Below are 17,661 nucleotides of genomic sequence, written 5' to 3'. Positions count from 1 at the left end.
GGCAATGCGAATCATTCCATTTGCCAGGGGGGGGAGGGTACCTGGATGAATGCACCCCTTCAGAACTTTGGCAAGAAGCAAAATTTCGCGAACTTTTTGACATGGGCCTGCCAGCGGTTTGGCTCGAAATCGCCCACGATCTGGGCTACGACGCCTTCATGCGGCTCTGGCGCCGGCTTGATGCTGCGGCTGAGATGCGAAGCGACGCCGAATCGATGATCGAGGTGCAGCTGCGCCGCTATTCGAGCTTCCTGCGCTTCCAGCGCAATCGCTTCATCGAGACGCTGGTGGACATGGGCGTGAGCCACCGCGAGATCCGCGAGCGCGTGCGCCGCGACATTGGTGAGGAATTGAGCCCGTCTCACATACGCCGGCTGGCCGCGCGCCGTAGAGTGCAGACATGACGAAGCGCGCCATCATTTACGCCCGCGTCAGCACCAAGCGGCAGGCCGACGATGGGCTGCCGGTAGAGAGCCAGGTGGACCACTGCCGCACCAAGGCGGCGGCGCTGGGCGCCACGGTGGCCAAGGTGTTCATCGACGGCGGAATCTCTGGCACCACCGACCGACGCCCTGCGTTTCAGGACGCGCTGAACTACTGCGCCGTGATGGAGGTCGATTACTTCATCTGCTGGGCGTCCAGCCGCTTCGCGCGCAACCACTTGCAGGCCGGCCACTACAAAGGCGTGCTCGAGCGCTACGGCACACGGCTGATTTATTCCAGCTCCGAAGTCGACATCCGAACAGATGACGGCTGGTTTTCCGACGCCATCAGCTCGCTCATCGATGAGCGCTATTCGCGCCAGGTGTCGAGCGATACCCGCCGATCCATGCTCAAGGCCGCGCGCGATGGCTGCTTTCTTGGGGGCCGCGTGCCCTTCGGCTACACGGTGGTGTCAGACGGCAAACGCAAGCGCCTGGGCGTGCACCCGACCGAGGGCGCCGCGGTGCGCGCCATCTTCGCCATGGGTCTGCAGGGCATGGGAACCAAGATGATTGCCGTGCAGCTCAATGCGCAGGGGCTGACGCTGCGCGGCAAGCGTTGGGCCAAAAACACGGTGAACTACATGCTGAAAAACGAGGTGTACGCCGGCTTCACCGTGTTCAACCGCATTGGCAAAGGCCGCATTGAAAACCCACGTGAAGACTGGGTGCGCGTGGCCAGCCATACGGCGCTGGTCAGCGCGGAAGACTTTGAAAGGGCTCAGACCATGATGCAAAACCGACAACCCGCCAACGTGGGCGGCCAGCCCAGAAGCATTCACGCCTTCACGGGCCTGCTGCGCTGCGGCACCTGCGGCGCCAGTCTGCAAACCTGCAGCGGCACCGGGCGTGGCAGGGTTTACCACTACTACGGTTGTCGCGATGGCCTGGTGGGTAAACACTGCTGCAGCGCATCGCGTATCCGGGCCGACCTGTTCGACGAATGGATGCTGGTCGAGCTGCTCGATCGCGTCATCACGCCCGACCGCATGGCGGACATCATTGCCCAGGCGCAGGATCTGCACGGCGAACGCGCCAAGGCCCGCCAGGAACGCCGCGCCGTGCTGGTGTCCGAGCTGCGCGGCGCAGAAAAGTCGCGCAGCAACCTCTACGGCATCCTGGAACTGCACGGCAAAGACGCCCCCAACCTGGGCGACCTCACCGCGCGGCTGCGCGACCTGAACGAGCGCATAAAACGCCTGGAGGGGGGGCTCATCGAGCTGGAGAACGAGCAGGCATCGCCAGGTAGCGGGCCGCAAGCAGATCCAGACGAAGCCGCTGAGGCCTTGCGTGGAATCGTGTTGGAGTGCAATGACCCGAAGAAGCTGCGCGAGTTCGTCGGATCGTTCGTGAAAGAGATCACGGTGGGGGAATCAGAAGTCCTGGTGGACTATCACCCCGAATGCCTGGTGCAGCTGAACCATCGTTCGACGGTTCACAGTGCGAATAATTGGCTCCTCGACCTGGGCTCGAACCAGGGACCTACGGATTAACAGTCCGGCGCTCTACCAACTGAGCTATCGAGGAACAAGCCTCAGATTATATACAGGAATTGGGTGCGGTCCGGGTAGTTTTCACTGCGGCGGCGGAGGTTCTGGTCGGTACCACAGCCAGATCAGCACCACAGCCATGTTGCTGCTCGCCACGATGGGGATCCAAAGTTTTTGCACGGTCAGGAACAGCACCACCGCGCACAGCGCCATGACAACGCTGGCGTGCCACTTGGCCCGACGGCTCACCCAGCCGCCGCGCGACCAGTCACGCAGCATGGGGCCGAAAAGGCGGTGGTACCAGAGCCACTCGTGCAGGCGCGGGGAACTGCGCGCCGCGGCCCACGCTGCCATGAGGATGAACACCGTCGTGGGCAGGCCCGGCAAGAAAATGCCAATGACACCCAGCGCCAGGCACAGCACGGCAAACCCATGCAGCAGCCAGCGCGCGGCGCGCGGCACCGGCGGCAAGCTTGGCGGCGGTGGAATACCGGGGGCGGGTGGCAGATCGTCGTTCATGCAGGAATGTGCAGTGCGTCGCGGTATTCTCGCCAATCGGCACAGCCCTATTGGCAAGACAGGAAGAGCGCATGGCGATTCAGAAAATTCTCAAGATGGGCGACCCACGGCTGCTGCGGGTCTCACGGCCCGTGCAGGGCTGGGGAACGCCCCAATTGCATGCCCTCGTTCAGGACATGCAGGACACCATGCGCGCGGCAAGCGGCGCGGGCATTGCGGCGCCGCAGATCGGTGTGGACCTGCAAGTCGTCATTTTTGGCTCGCATGAGGCCAATCCGCGCTATCCCGATCGTGAGCGGATTCCGCCAACGGTGCTCCTCAACCCTGTCGTGACGCCACTTGGCAGCGAAGAAGAAGACGACTGGGAAGGGTGTTTGTCGGTGCCAGGTCTGCGCGGGCGCGTGCCGCGCTGGCAGTGCGTGCGCTACCAGGGATTCGACCTGGAGGGCGCGCCCATCGATCGCACGGTGCAGGGGTTCCATGCACGCGTAGTGCAGCACGAATGCGACCATCTGGTGGGCGTGCTGTACCCGATGCGCATGCGCGATTTGGCGCAATTGGGCTTCACCGAGGTGCTGTTTCCTGGGCTGGCATTGGACGCGGAGGATTGATACATCCTGGCCTGTGCCGCCCGCCGCCAAGCCAGGCTTTCAGCCCCGGTTGCTGCGCCAGACCAGCACCGGTATCTTGCTGTGCGTGAGCACTTTCTGCGTTTCGCTGCCGATCAGCATGGCCTCGATGCCGCGCCGGCCGTGCGAGGCCATGACGATCAGATCGCAATCGCGGTCGCGTGCCGCGCGCAGGATGGCTTCGTGCGGCTGGTCGCTGGCCACCATGACCGTGTCGCAAACCACGCCCTGGGCTTGCGCGGCCTCCTTGACGAAGTCGAGTGCCGCATTGGCTTCGGCGCGGGCCTGGCGCTCGAAATTGGCCCGTGTGTCGGTGGGCAGGCCCGGGTGCTGCGTCATATGCCGTAGCTCGGGCATGGCATGAAAACCGGTGATCTTGGCGCCAGCCGCCTTGGCAAAGCGCACGGCTTCGATGGCGGTGCTGCGCGAGAGGGAAGAGCCGTCTGTGGGGACGAGCAGGTGCTGGAACATGCGAGAAAGTCCTTGTTGCTTCATTTCCAGATCAAACGTGCACGTTGTCGGTTTCGCTTGCCGTACGTCTGTACCGTCTGCGCTTCACCTTCGCGTTCACGTTTCATGCAGAAATCGAGTTGGCCATGCGTCCCTGGCGCAGCTTGCCGCAGCGGTGGCGCGGCGCTGCAGAGTTCACAAGACAAGATGGGCTGGCCAAAGGCGGGTTGGGCACCACTGCCTGTGGGCGATGGTAGCCCCAGTTTCCCAACAGGAGCTGACGCTCAATAATATTTGGAAAAATAGCCGATAGCGCTTGTGCATAAAGCCCAAGCAGCTATCAAAAACATAGTTTTCAAGGTGTTGCGCGCTCAGGTGCCATCGCCGGCCAGGGCTTGCAGAAGTTCCGTTTCGATGCGGATCTGCGCTGCGTTGTTCTGCAGCTCGGAGCCTTGCACCAGAAACGTGTCTTCCACCCGTTCGCCGAGCGTGCTGACCTTGGCCAACTGCACGCTGAGCTGGTGGCGCGCCAGCACACGGGCAATGCAGTACAGCAAACCAGAGCGGTCGCTGGCGGAGACGCCCAGCAGCCAGCGCTGGGCTTTTTCGTCCGGGCGCAACGTGACCCGCGGCGCCATGGGGAAATGGCGCACCCGGCGTGAGACGCGCTTGCGCCCTGGCTCGGGCAGGGGGCTCGCATCTTGCAAGGCATGCATCAAGCCGCTTTCCACCAGGTGGGTGAGCTCGCGGTAGTGGCCGGGCAGGGCGTCGCTCACCACCTGAAAGGTATCGAGCGCATAGCCGTTGCGCGTGGTGTGAATGCGCGCATCGAGGATGGAAAACCCCGCCTGGTCGAAATAGCCGCAGATGCGGGCAAACAAATCGTTCTGGTCGGCGGTGTAGACCAGGACCTGCAGGCCTTCGCCCGCTGGCGACTGGCGCGCGCTGACGACGGGCTTGCTGCTCCCCACGTGGCGCGAGAGATGCCGCGTATGCCAGGCGATATCGGCGGCCTCGTGGCGCATGAAATAGCCCACATCCAGTGTCGCCCAGAGCGCCTTGTGCGCGTCGAACGGCAGAGCGCTGAGCGCCAGCAGCACCAGGGCATCGCGCTTGCGGGCCTCGACTTCGGCTGCGGCATCGGGCGCCCGCCCGCCCAGCACGCGCAGCGTGGCGCGGTACAGGTCTTCCAGGAGCTTGCCCTTCCACGCATTCCAGACCTTGGGACTGGTGCCGCGGATGTCGGCCACGGTGAGCAGGTAGAGCGCAGTGAGGTAGCGCTCGTTGCCTACGCGCTGCGCAAAGGCGCCGATGACATCGGGGTCGCTCAGGTCTTCCTTTTGCGCCACGCGGCTCATGGTGAGGTGCTCGCGCACGAGGAACTCGATCAAACGCGCATCCGCCCGGTCGATCGCGTGCTGGCGGCAAAAGCGCCGCACCGCCACGGCGCCGATCTGCGAGTGGTCGCCGCCGCGCCCCTTGCCGATGTCGTGGAACAACGCGGCGATGTAGAGCACCCAGGGCTTGTCCCAGCCAGCGGCAAGCTGTGAGCAAAACGGGTACTCATGTGCGTGCTCGGCCATGAAGAAGCGCCGCACATTGCGCAGCACCATCAGGATGTGCTGGTCCACGGTGTAGACGTGGAACAGGTCGTGCTGCATCTGTCCCACGATGCGCCGAAACGGCCAGAGGTAGCGCCCCAGCACCGAGGTCTGGTTCATCAGACGCATGGCGTGGGTGATGCCCGACGGCTGCTGCAGGATGCGCAGAAAGGCCGCGCGATTCACCGGGTCGTCGCGAAACGCGCTGTTCATCACGCTGCGCGCGCCGTACAGCGCCCGCAGCGTGCGCGCCGAGAGGTTTTGCAATGCCGACGACGACTGGAACAGCAAGAAGGTTTCGAGGATGGCGTGCGGGTCGCGCTGGTACAGATCGTCGCTTGCCACCTCGATCATTCCGCCCTTGTCCAGAAAGCGCTCGTCGATGGGCTGCGGTGGCGTCTGCGGCGGATTGAGCCGGTCTTCGATATCGAGCAGCAGGATCTGCGTGAGCTGCGTGACCGCCTTGGCGGCCCAGTAGTAGCGCCGCATCAGGGTCTCACTCGCGCGCATGGGCAGGCGCGAGCCGCCCTCGGACACGCTGCGGTAACCGAAGGCTTCGGCCACGGTGGCTTGCAGGTCAAACACCAGCCGGTCTTCGTGCCGCCCGGCAATGGCGTGCAGGCGTGCACGGATCAGCAGCAGCACCGCCTCGTTGCGCTCGATCTGGAGCATTTCGTAGGGTGTGGCGAGCCCGCTGTCCGCCAGTGCCCGCCAACCCTGGCCCAGGCCTGCCGCGTCGGCTACCCACAGGATGGTCTGCAGGTCGCGCAGCCCGCCGGGCGACTCCTTGACGTTGGGCTCCAGCGCGTAGGCGGTGTTCTCGTACTTGTTGTGGCGCTGGCGCAGCTCCAGCGTCTTGGCCGTGAGAAAGGCGCGTGGGTCAATGGACGCGCGAAATTCCCGCTCGAAGCGCCCGAACAGCGCTGCGCTGCCGCAGATGCACCGCGCCTCCAGAAGCGAGGTCTGCACCGTCACGTCGCCGGCCGCCTCCTGCAGGCATTCCTGCACCGAGCGCACGCTCGAACCGATTTCCAGCCCCGCGTCCCAGCAGTTGCGGATGAAGTCTTCCACGCGCGAGCGGGTGTCGGTGCTCAGCGCTGCGTGCGAACCGTCGGGCAGCAGCACCAGCACGTCCACATCCGAATAGGGCAGCAGTTGCCCGCGGCCAAAACCACCCACCGCCAGCAGTGCCAGGCCAGGGGGCAGGGCGCTGGCCTTCCAGAGCGTTTGCAGCAAGGCATCGGCCAACCGGGTGAACTTGCGCAGCAGTCCACGAATGCCGCGCACCGTTGGCAGTGGCACAAGAAGGGTTGCCACCAAGGCGGCCTTGTCGCGCCGGTAGGCCTCGCGCAGGGCCGGCAGGTTGGGCGTGGTGGAGGCGGGAGGAGGGGGCAGGTTCATGCAATGAGCAAAGCAAGAAGCGTGCGCAAACCGCTCCCAAGTACGCCAGCTGCGCCCAGCGCCTCAGGTGGCCGTGGCGGTAACGAAATCGGGCAGCGCCGGCGAACCGGCCGAGAGCGTCATCACCTCGTAGCCGGTGGGGGTGACGAGGATCGTGTGCTCCCACTGGGCCGAGAGGCTGTGGTCCTTGGTGACGATGGTCCAGCCGTCGTTGCCGAATTCCTTGATGTCGCGCCGGCCGGCGTTGATCATGGGCTCGATGGTGAAGACCATGCCGGGCTCCAGCTTCTCCAGCGTGCCCGGGCGCCCATAGTGCAGCACCTGAGGCTCTTCATGGAAGCGCTTGCCGATGCCGTGGCCGCAGAACTCGCGCACCACCGAGAAGCCCTGCCCTTCGGCAAACTTCTGGATGGTGTGGCCGATGTCGCCCAGGTGGGCGCCAGGTTTGACCTGCAGGATGCCGTGCCACATGGCTTCATAGGTGATGGCCGAGAGGCGCTTGGCGGCAATCGAGCACTCGCCTATCAAATACATGCGGCTGTTGTCGCCGTACCAGCCCTCTGGCGTGATGACGGTGACGTCCACGTTGACGATATCGCCCTTCTTCAAAGGCTTGTCGTTCGGAATGCCGTGGCAGACTACGTGGTTGACCGAGGTGCACAGCGAGGCCGGGTAGGGTGGGTAGCCGGGCGGCTGGTAGCCAATGGTGGCCGAGATGGTGCCTTGTTCGGCCATGCAGGCGGCAGCGATTTCGTCGATTCGGCGCGTGGTAATGCCAGGCTGGATGTGCGGCGCAATGGCGTCCAGCACTTCGGACGCGAGGCGGCAGGCGATGCGCATGCCGGCAATGTCCTCGGCGCTTTTGATGGTGATGCTCATAAGGTGAAATTATCCCATTGGGCCTTTTTTTGCGCTGAGTGCGGGTTTTGTCGTCCCAGCCAGCGCGTATTGACACCCCCTTTAAAATAGCCAGCTTTGGCGCCTGCAGATTGCAGTGCGCCGGAGCTGCCCGGCTCGCCCCGTCTTTCTTCCCATCAGAACGCTGCCACCGTGACTCTGCACCTGACCCTATTTGTGGGCGGCAACGCCCTGAGCCCTTTCCGTGCGCGCCAGTTGTTGCCGCAACTCCAGGGCATTGAGCCGCGCATAGATGCGGTGCGCGCACGCTACGTGCATTGGGTGGCGACACCCGGCGAACCCACCCCGGCGCAGGCGCAGCAACTCGCGGCGCTGCTGACCTATGGCGAGCCGTTCGAGGGCGGTGACGCCGGACAGGCCATCGTCGTGGCGCCGCGCCTGGGCACCGTCTCGCCCTGGGCCTCCAAGGCCAGCGACATTGCCCACAACTGTGGGCTGGACGTGCGCCGCATCGAGCGCGTGACCGAATACCGCATCACGTTGCGCTCGGGCCTGCTGGGCGGTACGAAGTCGCTGGACGCCGGCCAGATCGCCCAGGTGGGTGCGCTGCTGCACGACCGCATGACCGAATCGTGGTTCACCGATCTGGACGCGGCGCGTGCGCTGTTCACCGAGCTGCCCGCGCAGCCGATGGCGCAGGTGGACGTGCTGGCTGGTGGCCGTGCTGCATTGGAGGCCGCCAACACCCAGTGGGGACTGGCGCTGGCAGCCGACGAAATCGACTATTTGGTGCAGGCCTTCACCACTTTGGGGCGCAACCCGACGGATGTCGAGCTGATGATGTTTGCGCAGGCCAACAGCGAGCACTGCCGCCACAAGATCTTCAATGCCCAGTTCACCATCGACGGCGCACCGCAGGATCAGACCCTGTTTGGCATGATCCGCCACACCCACAAGACGAATCCCCAGCACACGGTGGTGGCGTACTCGGACAACGCCTCGGTCATGGAAGGCGGCGTCGTCGAGAAATTTCAAGCCAAATCGGCCTCTAGCGCAGGTGGGGCTAGCGCAACCAGCTATGAAAAAGAGAGTTCCTTGCGGCATGTGCTGATGAAGGTGGAAACGCACAACCACCCCACGGCCATCTCGCCCTTCCCCGGCGCCTCGACCGGCGCTGGCGGCGAGATTCGCGACGAAGGCGCCACCGGGCGCGGCTCCAAGCCCAAGGCGGGGCTGACGGGGTTCACGGTGTCCAAGCTCTGGGGCGGCCTGTCGGATGCGGCAGGCGGCAAGCCCGGCCACATCGCCAGCCCTTTGCAGATCATGACCGAGGGGCCGCTGGGCGGCGCGGCCTTCAACAACGAGTTTGGCCGGCCCAACCTGCTGGGGTACTTTCGCGAGTACGAGGCTTCAGTGGATGGCGTGCAGCGCGGCTACCACAAGCCCATCATGATTGCCGGCGGTCTGGGCAGCATTGACGGCGCGCTGACGCAGAAAATCGCATTCCCGGCCGGCTCGCTGCTGGTGCAGCTCGGCGGCCCCGGCATGCGCATTGGCATGGGCGGCAGCGCTGCGAGCTCCATGGCCACCGGCCAGAACGCCGCTGAACTCGATTTTGATTCGGTGCAGCGCGGCAACCCCGAGATCGAGCGGCGCGCACAAGAGGTCATCAACCACTGCGCCGCGCTGGGCGCAGGCAACCCGATTCTGGCGATCCACGATGTGGGCGCGGGCGGGCTCTCCAACGCCTTCCCGGAGCTGGTGAACGACGCGGGGCGCGGCGCGCGCTTTGACTTGTCCGCCGTGCCCCTGGAAGAAACGGGCATGGCGCCGCGCGAAATCTGGTGCAACGAGAGCCAGGAGCGCTATGTGCTGGCCATCGCACCCGAGTCGCTCGCGCAGTTCGAGGCCTTTTGCGAGCGCGAGCGCTGCCCCTTTGCCGTGGTCGGCGTGACCACCGAGGCGCGCGAACTGGTGGTGGGCGCTGGCGTGCCGCTGGCGCCCGGCGCCGCCTTGCCCGAGGCAGCGCAAGCCGTCCACATGCCCATGGATGTGTTGCTCGGCAAGCCGCCCAAGATGCACCGCGACGTGACCCGCGTGCCGCGCACCGCCCAGCCGCTGAACGCCACCGGCGTGGCGCTCCAACAGGCCGCGCTCGATGTGCTGAGCCACCCGACGGTGGCGTCCAAGCGCTTTCTTATCACCATTGGCGACCGCACCGTGGGCGGCCTCACGCACCGCGACCAGATGGTCGGCCCCTGGCAGGTGCCGGTGGCGGACTGCGCCGTCACCCTGGCCGATTACGCCGGTTTCGCCGGCGAAGCCATGGCGCTGGGCGAGCGCACGCCCATTGCCTCCCTCGACGCGCCGGCCTCGGGCCGCATGGCGGTGGCCGAAGCCATCACCAACCTGCTGGCCGCGCCCATCGATCTGGCCCGCGTCAAACTGTCAGCCAACTGGATGGCGGCGTGCGGCGAACCGGGCGAAGACGCCGCGCTGTACGATACGGTGCGCGCTGTGGGGCTGGAGCTGTGCCCCGCGTTGGGCGTTTCCATCCCCGTGGGCAAGGACAGCCTGTCGATGCGCACGCAGTGGACGCATGAGGGTGAGGCGAAAAAAGTCGTCTCGCCGGTCAGCCTGATCGTCACCGCCTTTGCCACCTTGCCGGACGTGCGCGGCACGCTCACGCCGCAGCTCGCGCGGGACGTGGACAGCACGCTGATCCTCATCGACCTGGGCAAGGGCCAGGCGCGCATGGGCGGCAGCATCCTCGCGCAGACCCTGGGCCAGAGCGGCGGCGCCGTGCCCGACCTGGACGATGCGCAAGACCTGAAGAACCTCGTCGCTGCGGTGAATGCCCTGCGCGCCGAGGGAAAAATTCTCGCCTACCACGACCGCAGCGATGGCGGCCTGTTCGCCGCCGCCTTTGAAATGGCGATTGCCGGGCAGGTGGGCGTGGCGCTCAACATCGACATGCTGCTCACCGAAGGCGACGGCGTGAACGACAGCCGCATGGAAGCGGGCGACGCCAAGAACTGGGCGCAGCAGATGAGCGTGCGGCGCGACGAGCTGGCGCTCAAGGCGCTGTTCAACGAAGAACTGGGCGTGCTGCTGCAGGTGGCGGCCCCCAGCCGCGACGCGGTGCTGCAAACCCTGCGCGCGCACGGCCTCTCGCGCTTCTCGCACGTGGTGGGAAGTACCCGGCCCGAGCATTCGGCGATTGATGTCGGCAAAAACAAGCTCAGCGTCTGGCGCGACACGCGCGAGGTCTTCTCGGCCAGCCTGCACGACCTGCACCAGGTCTGGGACAGCGTGAGCTGGAAGATCTGCCAGCAGCGCGACAACCCCGACTGCGCCGACGCCGAGCACGCCAGCCGTGGTTTGGCCAACGACCCGGGTCTGCACGTTCAGCTCACGTTCGATCCGAGCGAGGATGTTGCCGCGCCCTTTGTGCATGGCGCGCGCCCACGCGTGGCCGTGCTGCGCGAGCAGGGCGTGAACTCGCATGTGGAAATGGCCTACGCCTTCACCCAGGCCGGCTTCGAGGCGGTCGACGTGCACATGACCGACCTGCAAGCCGGCCGCGCCGACCTGCAAGACTTTGCCGGCCTGGTGGCCTGCGGGGGCTTCAGCTATGGCGACACGCTGGGTGCCGGCATTGGCTGGGCGCGGTCGATTACCTTCAACCCGCGTCTGGCCGAGCAGTTCGCCGCCTTCTTTGCACGCGGCGACACCTTTGGCCTGGGCGTGTGCAACGGCTGCCAGATGTTTGCCGAACTGGCCGACATCATCCCGGGCGCACAGCACTGGCCGCGCTTCACCACCAACCAGAGCGAGCGCTTCGAAGCCCGCCTGTCGCTGGTGGAAGTGCTCGAATCCCCCAGCCTGTTCTTCGCCGGCATGGCGGGCAGCCGCCTGCCGATTGCCGTGGCGCATGGCGAGGGCTATGCCAACTTTGCGCAGCGCGGCGACGCGTCCCAGGCCATCGCCGCCATGCGCTTTGTCGACCACCACGGCGCGGAGACCGAGCAGTACCCCTTCAACCCCAACGGCAGCGCCGGTGGCCTCACGGCGGTGACCACGGCGGACGGGCGCTTCACGGCCATGATGCCGCACCCGGAGCGGGTGTTCCGCAACGTGCAGATGAGCTGGACGGACCTGGCGGCCACCGGCGGCCTGGACGCCGCCAGCCCATGGATGCGCCTGTGGCGCAACGCGCGGCGCTGGGTGGGTTGAGCGCCTTTTAGCCGATTCACTATTAAAAATATAGCTACCAGCGCATGTCCTACATGCGCTGGAGGCGTATTTTTATCAAAATCTCTGACCTTCACCTGACCCACAAGGATTCCCATGGCCGGAGCCAGTCTGCTGACGCTGCTTGACGATATCGCCACCATCCTCGACGACGTGGCGCTGATGACCAAGGTGGCCGCCAAGAAGAGCGCGGTCATTGCCGACGACGTGGGCGTGATGACCAAGGTGGCGGCACAAAAGACGGCTGGCATGCTGGGCGACGACCTGGCGCTCAACGCACAGCAGGTCGGTGGTGTGCGCGCCGAGCGCGAGATTCCCGTGGTCTGGGCCGTGGCCAAGGGCTCGTTCCTCAACAAGCTGATCCTGGTGCCGCTGGCGCTGGCCATCAGCGCCTTTGCGCCCTGGGCCGTGACGCCGCTGCTCATGGTCGGCGGCGCCTTTCTTTGCTACGAAGGTTTCGAGAAAGTTGCCCACCGCCTGCTGCACAGCCGCCAGCAGGACAAGGTTGAGCACGAAGGCCATGTCCGCGCCAACGCCGATCCCCAGATTGATCTGGTGGCGTACGAGAAAGACAAGGTCAAGGGCGCGGTGCGCACCGACTTCATCCTCTCCGCCGAAATCGTCACCATTGCCTTGGGCACCGTGGCGACTGCGCCGTTTGGCCAGCGCCTGGCGGTGCTTTCGGCCATTGCCGTGGTGATGACGGTGGGCGTTTATGGCCTGGTGGCGGGCATCGTCAAGCTCGATGATCTGGGGCTGTGGCTCAGCCGCAAGTCCAGCAGTGCCGCCCGCAGCCTGGGCGATGCCATCGTGCGCGCCGCGCCCTGGCTGATGAAGGGCCTGACGGTGGTGGGCACGGCGGCCATGTTTCTGGTGGGCGGCGGCATTCTGGTGCACGGCGTGCACGCCGTGGCCGAGGCCATCGACGCGTTGGCTGCGCGCACGGTCATCGGACCGCTGGGCCATGTGTGGGCAACGCTGGCCGCACAACTGCTCAACGCCGGCGTGGGCGTGCTTGCGGGCGCGGTGGTGCTGGCGGTGGTGGCGCTGATCCAGCGGCTGCGCTCACCGCGCCGCGCTTGAGCCGTTCGCTAGGGAAAACCCGTGCATTTGATGTGAAGCAGTATTAGCCCTACAAAAAATAGGCTTAATTCCAGTACGGGAATACCCCGTGCCACCTTCGAATTGAGCATGAAAAAGAATCTTCTCGCAGCGGCCGCTCTGTGCGCCCTGGCCTGCGGCTCGGCCTTTGCCCAGCAGGCCGAAGGCCCCTGGATGGTGCGCGTGCGCGCCCTGCATCTGGACAGTGCCAACAAGGACAGTACCGGTCTGAACCTGTCGGTGAATAACAAATGGATGCCCGACATCGACGTCAGCTACTTCTTCAACCAGAACCTGGCCGCTGAGCTGGTGCTCTCGGTGCCGCAAAAGCACACCCTGAGTTCGGGCGATACCGCCATCGGTTCGCTCAAGCACCTGCCGCCGACGTTGATGCTGCAGTACCACCACGACCTGGGCGGTTTCAAGCCCTACGTGGGGGCAGGCTTGAACTACACGCGTTTCAGCAGCGTGCATGCCCCCGCGGGCGTGGACATCGATCGCAACAGCTTCGGCGCGGCGCTGCAAGTGGGGGTGGACATTCCATTGCAAAACAACCTGTACCTCAACCTGGACCTGAAGAAGGTCTACATCGGTACCGATGTAAGTGCGGGCGGCGTCAAGGTCGGAACCTTCAAGGTCGATCCGGTGCTGTTTGGCGTCGGCGTGGGCTGGCGCTTTTAACGAAGGGCCAGCGCTGCGCAAAAGGGCCGGTCACTCCCGGCCCTTTTGTTGACTGGCACCAGGGGCCGCAGCGACGGCTTACACGGCAGGAGACAGCGTGCCGTCACAATGGTTCGCCGATTCTGCCCACAAAACCCTGCCTACCCATGTATGAGCCCCGCCACGCCGAGATCATCGAAGGCCTTACGCGCACGCCAGCCCGTATTTCGCCCAAGTACTTTTACGACGAGCGTGGCTCCAAGCTGTTTGAGTCCATCACGCAGTTGCCCGAGTACTACCCGACGCGCACCGAGCACGCCATTCTTGAGCAGTCTGGCCCGGAGATTGCCCGCGCCATTGGCAGCGGCTGCACCCTGATCGAGCCCGGCGCCGGCAGTTGCGCGAAGGCGGCGGTGCTCTGCGGGCTGATTGCGCCGCGCTGTTTTGTGGGTGTCGATATTTCGGCCGATTACCTCAGCGAAGCGGTTCAGCGGCTGGGGGCGCGCTTTCCGGCGATGGATGCGCGTGCGTTGGGGGGTGACATCACACGCGGCATCCATCTGCCAGACGATTTGCCGGCCGCGCCGCGCCTGGTGTTCTATCCGGGCTCGTCGATCGGCAATTTTGACCCGCCGAGTGCGCTCGCCTTGCTGCGGCAGATGCGCGCCTTGGCGCGGGACGATGGCGGCCTGCTGATCGGCATCGACCTGCCCAAGGATGTGGCCGTGCTCGAAGCAGCGTACGACGACGCGCAAGGCGTGACGGCGCAGTTCAACCGCAATGTGCTGGCGCATCTCAATCGCCTGATCGGCAGCGATTTCGAAACCGATGACTGGCGCCACCGTGCCTTCTTCAACCCCGAGGAGTCGCGCATCGAGATGCATCTGGAAGCTTGCGTTCCGGTTGATGTACATTGGCCAGGCGGTGCGCGGGCCTTTGCAATGGGGGAGCGCATCCATACCGAAAACAGCTACAAATACCCGCTGGACCGCTTCTGCGACCTGTTGGCGCAGGCCGGCTTCGCCCGCGCACGCGCCTGGCAGGATGCGCGCGGGTGGTTTGCCGTGGTGCACGCCCAGCCCTGAAAGCGAAGCGCAAATGAACGATCTGCTCTCCCGTTTTGCGGCGGTGCGCCGCCACAGCCTGGCCTTGGCCGAGCCGCTGTCCGCCGAAGACTGCTGCGCGCAGTCCATGCCCGACGCCAGCCCGGTCAAATGGCACCTGGCGCATACCACCTGGTTTTTCGAAACTTTTGTTCTGGAGCCGAACGAGGTGGGTTTTCGCCCCTTCCACCCGGCGTTTCGGGTGCTGTTCAACTCCTATTACAACGGCGTGGGCGCCAAGCACCCGCGGCCGCAGCGCGGCCTGCTGACCCGGCCAGCGCTCATCGAGGTGCTGGCCTACCGTGCCAACGTGGACGAGCGCATACAGGCTTTGCTGGCGCGGCGAGGGGGCGACGCAGCTTTGCAAGGCCTTGTGGAACTGGGCCTGCAGCACGAGCAGCAGCACCAGGAATTGCTGCTGACGGATATGTTGCACCTGCTCTCGTGCAATCCCATGGCCCCGGCCTACCGCGATGCGTGCCCGCAGGCCGATGCACCGGCGGTTCCGTCCGCGCTCGACTGGGTGGAATGCGCTGGCGGCCTGGTGGAGGTCGGCCATGCCGGAGCCGGTTTTTCCTTTGACAACGAGCTGCCGCGCCACACCACCTACCTGGCGCCCTACGCGCTGGGCGAGCGGCTGGTGAACCAAGGCGAGTTCGCGGCCTTCATCGCCGATGGTGGCTACGCGCGGCCCGAGCTCTGGCTTGCCGAGGGCTGGGACTGGCTGGCGGCGCAGCACATCGCGCACCCCTTGTACTGGCGAGCGGCGAAGGAGGGCGGCTGGACCCAGTTTGGCCTGCACGGCGAGCAACCGCTCACGCCACCCGCCCCGGTGGCGCATCTGTCGTACTTTGAAGCCGATGCCTATGCGCGCTGGGCCGGCGCCCGCCTGCCCACCGAGGCCGAGTGGGAAGCGGCTGCCGCGCCCGCTGTGCCTCTCGCGCCTGCCTTGCTGGCCCAGGCCAGTGCGCCGCGCTCTCGGATCGAGCCCCAGGCGGCAGCCGGCAACGGCCTGCGCGAGCTGTTTGGCGAAGTCTGGCAGTGGACGCAGTCGAGTTACGCGCCATACCCCGGTTTTCGCACCGCCGAAGGGGCGGTGGGCGAATACAACGGCAAGTTCATGGTCAACCAGTACGTGCTGCGCGGCAGTTCGTGCGCCACGCCTGCCGGACATGCACGGCCCACTTATCGCAACTTCTTTCCCGCCACAGCCCGCTGGCAATTCAGCGGATTGCGGCTCGCGCGCGATCCTGTCAATGCACCACCATCAGCGTGAAGGGCCACACATAGGCCTGCATCGTCACGTACAGACCCACCAGGCAGGCCAGTGCGATCGAGTGGAAGAACACATAGCGCAGGATGTCGCCTTCGTGGTCGAACCAGCGCGTGGCGGTGGAAGCGACCACGATGGACTGCGCGTCGATCATCTTGCCCATCACGCCGCCAGAGCTGTTGGCAGCGCCCATCAGGTTGTGTGACAGACCCAGTTGGTGGGCTGCCACCTTCTGCATGCCGCCAAACAGCACGTTCGACGCGGTGTCCGAACCCGTCATGGCCACGCCAACCCAGCCCATCAACGTACCAAAGAACGGATAGAGCACGCCGGAGTGGGCAAACGCCAGGCCGAGCGTGGTGTCGGTGCCCGAGTAGCGCGTGAGCGTGCCCAGCGCCAGCATCAGCACGATGGTCAGGAGCGAATAGCGAACCAGCCACAGTGTGCGAAAGAATGTTCTGACGATCTCGACCGGGTTGTACTTCATGACCAGCGCGCTGACGATGGCCGCCAGCAGGATGCCTGTGCCGGTGGCCGAGAGCAGGTTCAGGGCATAGACGGCGCCTTCTTTGGTCGGCTTCAACACCACGGGCGGCATTTTTTCGACCAGGTTGTGCAGCCCCGCCATGGGAAAGTTTGGCGCGTAAATACCGTTGAGCCAGCCTTTGACGGACGGCAGACCCCAGACGAACACGAACACCGACAGAATCACCCAGGGTGTCCAGGCACGCACCAGCGCGGCGCGGCTGTGGCGCACCAGCGGCTGAGGTGGCTTGGCCTCGCTGGCGCTTGCGTCGTGGCCCCTGAGCGAAGGGGACGTCCAGATCTTGCGGGGCTGCCACACGCGCAAAAACAACACCAACGACACCATCGAGGTGATGGCCGCAATGATGTCGACCAGCTCTGGGCCAATGAAGTTGGACACCAGGTACTGCGGAATGGCAAACGACAGGCCCGTGACCAGAATGGCTGGCCAGATTTCCATCATGGCCTTGCGCCCGGCAAATGCCCAGATCAGCCAGAACGGAACCATCAGCGAAAAAAGCGGCAACTGGCGGCCAATCATGGCGGTCACTTCCATCAGATCGTAGCCGTGCACCTTGGCCAGTGTGATCACCGGCGTGCCCAAGGCGCCAAAGGCGACGGGCGCCGTGTTGGCGATCAGGCTCAGACCGGACGCCGCCAGGGGCGAAAACCCCAGGCCAATCAGGATACCTGCGGTCACGGCCACCGGCGTGCCAAAGCCGGCAGCGCCTTCGAAGAACGCCCCAAAGCAGAACGCGATCAAGAGCAGTTGCAGGCGCCGGTCTTCGGTGATGCTCGAGAGCGAGTCCTGCAGGATCTTGAAGCTGCCGTTTTGCTCGGCCAGCTGTTGCAGGAAGATGATGTTCAGCACGATCCAGCCAATCGGCAGCAGGCCAGTGAAGCCACCAAACAGCGCGGCGCGCCCTGCCATGCCGGCCGGCATGCCATAGGCAAAGATGGCCACCAGCAGCGCCGCCAGCAGGCCCAGGCCGGCAGCGATGTGCGCCTTGATGTGAAGAAACCCGAGGCAAACCAGCATGACGACTACCGGGACTGCGGCCAATACCGTGGAAATCAATGGGTTCCCCAGGGGGTCGTAGATTTGTTGCCAGGTCGTCATGCTTGCCTCTCGTTGTGAAGTTCCCGCCGGGTGCTGGCCGGGGTGGCCGATGGCATGGAAAAGGCGGTAGCAGAATGTAAGAAAAACGGGATGTTTGTGGCGTGAAACCGCATCAATAGCCCGTGAATATTTTTTCAGCCCTGCACGGCGCTGCAATCGCGTAAAGACTGTTGGTGCACAGTCCGGCTTGGCCGG

At 65.0% G+C, this 17,661-nt stretch carries 13 protein-coding genes and 1 tRNA gene; 8 read left to right on the top strand and 6 right to left on the bottom strand.

Features of this window, described 5'->3' with window-relative positions:
• On the top strand, nt 1-404 hold a 404-nt coding region (locus AC07ZH_RS14615; RefSeq protein ID WP_495200354.1), incomplete at its 5' end, for a hypothetical protein.
• On the top strand, nt 401-1,975 hold the full coding sequence (locus AC07ZH_RS14610) for a recombinase family protein (RefSeq protein WP_495200356.1): 1,575 nt from the start codon (nt 401-403) through the stop codon (nt 1,973-1,975). The genes AC07ZH_RS14615 and AC07ZH_RS14610, both read left to right, overlap by 4 nt.
• Here the strand turns inward: AC07ZH_RS14610 and AC07ZH_RS14605 are convergent.
• Together AC07ZH_RS14605 and AC07ZH_RS14600 are read right to left on the bottom strand one after the other, a co-directional pair.
• Nucleotides 1,934-2,009, bottom strand: a tRNA-Asn gene (locus tag AC07ZH_RS14605). The genes AC07ZH_RS14610 and AC07ZH_RS14605 overlap by 42 nt on opposite strands.
• 47 nt (nt 2,010-2,056) lie before the next feature.
• Nucleotides 2,057-2,491, bottom strand: coding sequence for a YbaN family protein (locus AC07ZH_RS14600; RefSeq protein ID WP_495200353.1), 435 nt, complete (start codon nt 2,489-2,491; stop codon nt 2,057-2,059).
• Nucleotides 2,492-2,562: 71 nt separating this feature from the next.
• Here AC07ZH_RS14600 and def point away from each other — a divergent pair, with 71 nt between their 5' ends.
• On the top strand, nt 2,563-3,102 hold the full coding sequence (def, locus tag AC07ZH_RS14595; protein WP_495200352.1) for a peptide deformylase: 540 nt from the start codon (nt 2,563-2,565) through the stop codon (nt 3,100-3,102).
• A 39-nt stretch (nt 3,103-3,141) separates the two neighbouring features.
• Here the strand turns inward: def and AC07ZH_RS14590 are convergent, their stop codons facing one another.
• The 3 genes from AC07ZH_RS14590 to map all read right to left on the bottom strand — a co-directional run bounded on the left by AC07ZH_RS14590 (nt 3,142) and on the right by map (nt 7,451).
• Entirely contained in the window at nt 3,142-3,591 is a 450-nt protein-coding gene (locus tag AC07ZH_RS14590) for a universal stress protein (protein WP_119107538.1), read from the bottom strand.
• A gap of 350 nt (nt 3,592-3,941) precedes the next feature.
• Nucleotides 3,942-6,572 carry a [protein-PII] uridylyltransferase gene (locus tag AC07ZH_RS14585; protein ID WP_495200351.1) on the bottom strand — a complete coding sequence of 877 codons (2,631 nt, stop codon included), beginning with the start codon at nt 6,570-6,572 and terminating at the stop codon, nt 3,942-3,944.
• Nucleotides 6,573-6,635: 63 nt separating this feature from the next.
• Nucleotides 6,636-7,451, bottom strand: a complete 816-nt coding sequence (gene map, locus AC07ZH_RS14580) for a type I methionyl aminopeptidase (protein ID WP_495200350.1) — start codon at nt 7,449-7,451, stop codon at nt 6,636-6,638.
• A 171-nt stretch (nt 7,452-7,622) separates the two neighbouring features.
• Here map and purL point away from each other — a divergent pair, with 171 nt between their 5' ends.
• The 5 genes from purL (at nt 7,623) to egtB (ending at nt 15,824) form a co-directional block, all read left to right on the top strand.
• A complete protein-coding gene (gene purL / locus AC07ZH_RS14575; protein WP_495200349.1) occupies nt 7,623-11,666 on the top strand; it encodes a phosphoribosylformylglycinamidine synthase in 4,044 nt (1,347 codons plus the stop codon).
• Between the two features lie 114 nt (nt 11,667-11,780).
• Nucleotides 11,781-12,767: a DUF808 domain-containing protein gene (locus AC07ZH_RS14570; protein WP_495200348.1), complete on the top strand. Its 987-nt coding sequence runs from the start codon at nt 11,781-11,783 to the stop codon at nt 12,765-12,767.
• 108 nt (nt 12,768-12,875) lie between these two features.
• The gene (locus AC07ZH_RS14565) at nt 12,876-13,466 is read left to right on the top strand and encodes an OmpW/AlkL family protein (protein WP_495200347.1); all 591 of its coding nucleotides are present in this window, start codon (nt 12,876-12,878) and stop codon (nt 13,464-13,466) included.
• A 146-nt stretch (nt 13,467-13,612) separates the two neighbouring features.
• Complete coding sequence (gene egtD, locus AC07ZH_RS14560) at nt 13,613-14,530, top strand: L-histidine N(alpha)-methyltransferase (protein WP_495200346.1); 918 nt, start codon at nt 13,613-13,615, stop codon at nt 14,528-14,530.
• A 13-nt stretch (nt 14,531-14,543) separates the two neighbouring features.
• Entirely contained in the window at nt 14,544-15,824 is a 1,281-nt protein-coding gene (egtB, locus tag AC07ZH_RS14555; RefSeq protein ID WP_495200345.1) for an ergothioneine biosynthesis protein EgtB, read from the top strand.
• Here egtB and AC07ZH_RS14550 read toward each other — a convergent pair.
• Nucleotides 15,802-17,466: an L-lactate permease gene (locus AC07ZH_RS14550; RefSeq protein ID WP_495200344.1), complete on the bottom strand. Its 1,665-nt coding sequence runs from the start codon at nt 17,464-17,466 to the stop codon at nt 15,802-15,804. The two genes, egtB and AC07ZH_RS14550, sit on opposite strands and share 23 nt — an antisense overlap.
• Nucleotides 17,467-17,661 lie beyond the last annotated feature (195 nt).

The sequence above is a fragment of the Simplicispira sp. GW247-4R2A genome (genome assembly GCF_059424465.1).
This window is presented reverse-complemented; position numbering and strand designations above follow the sequence as displayed.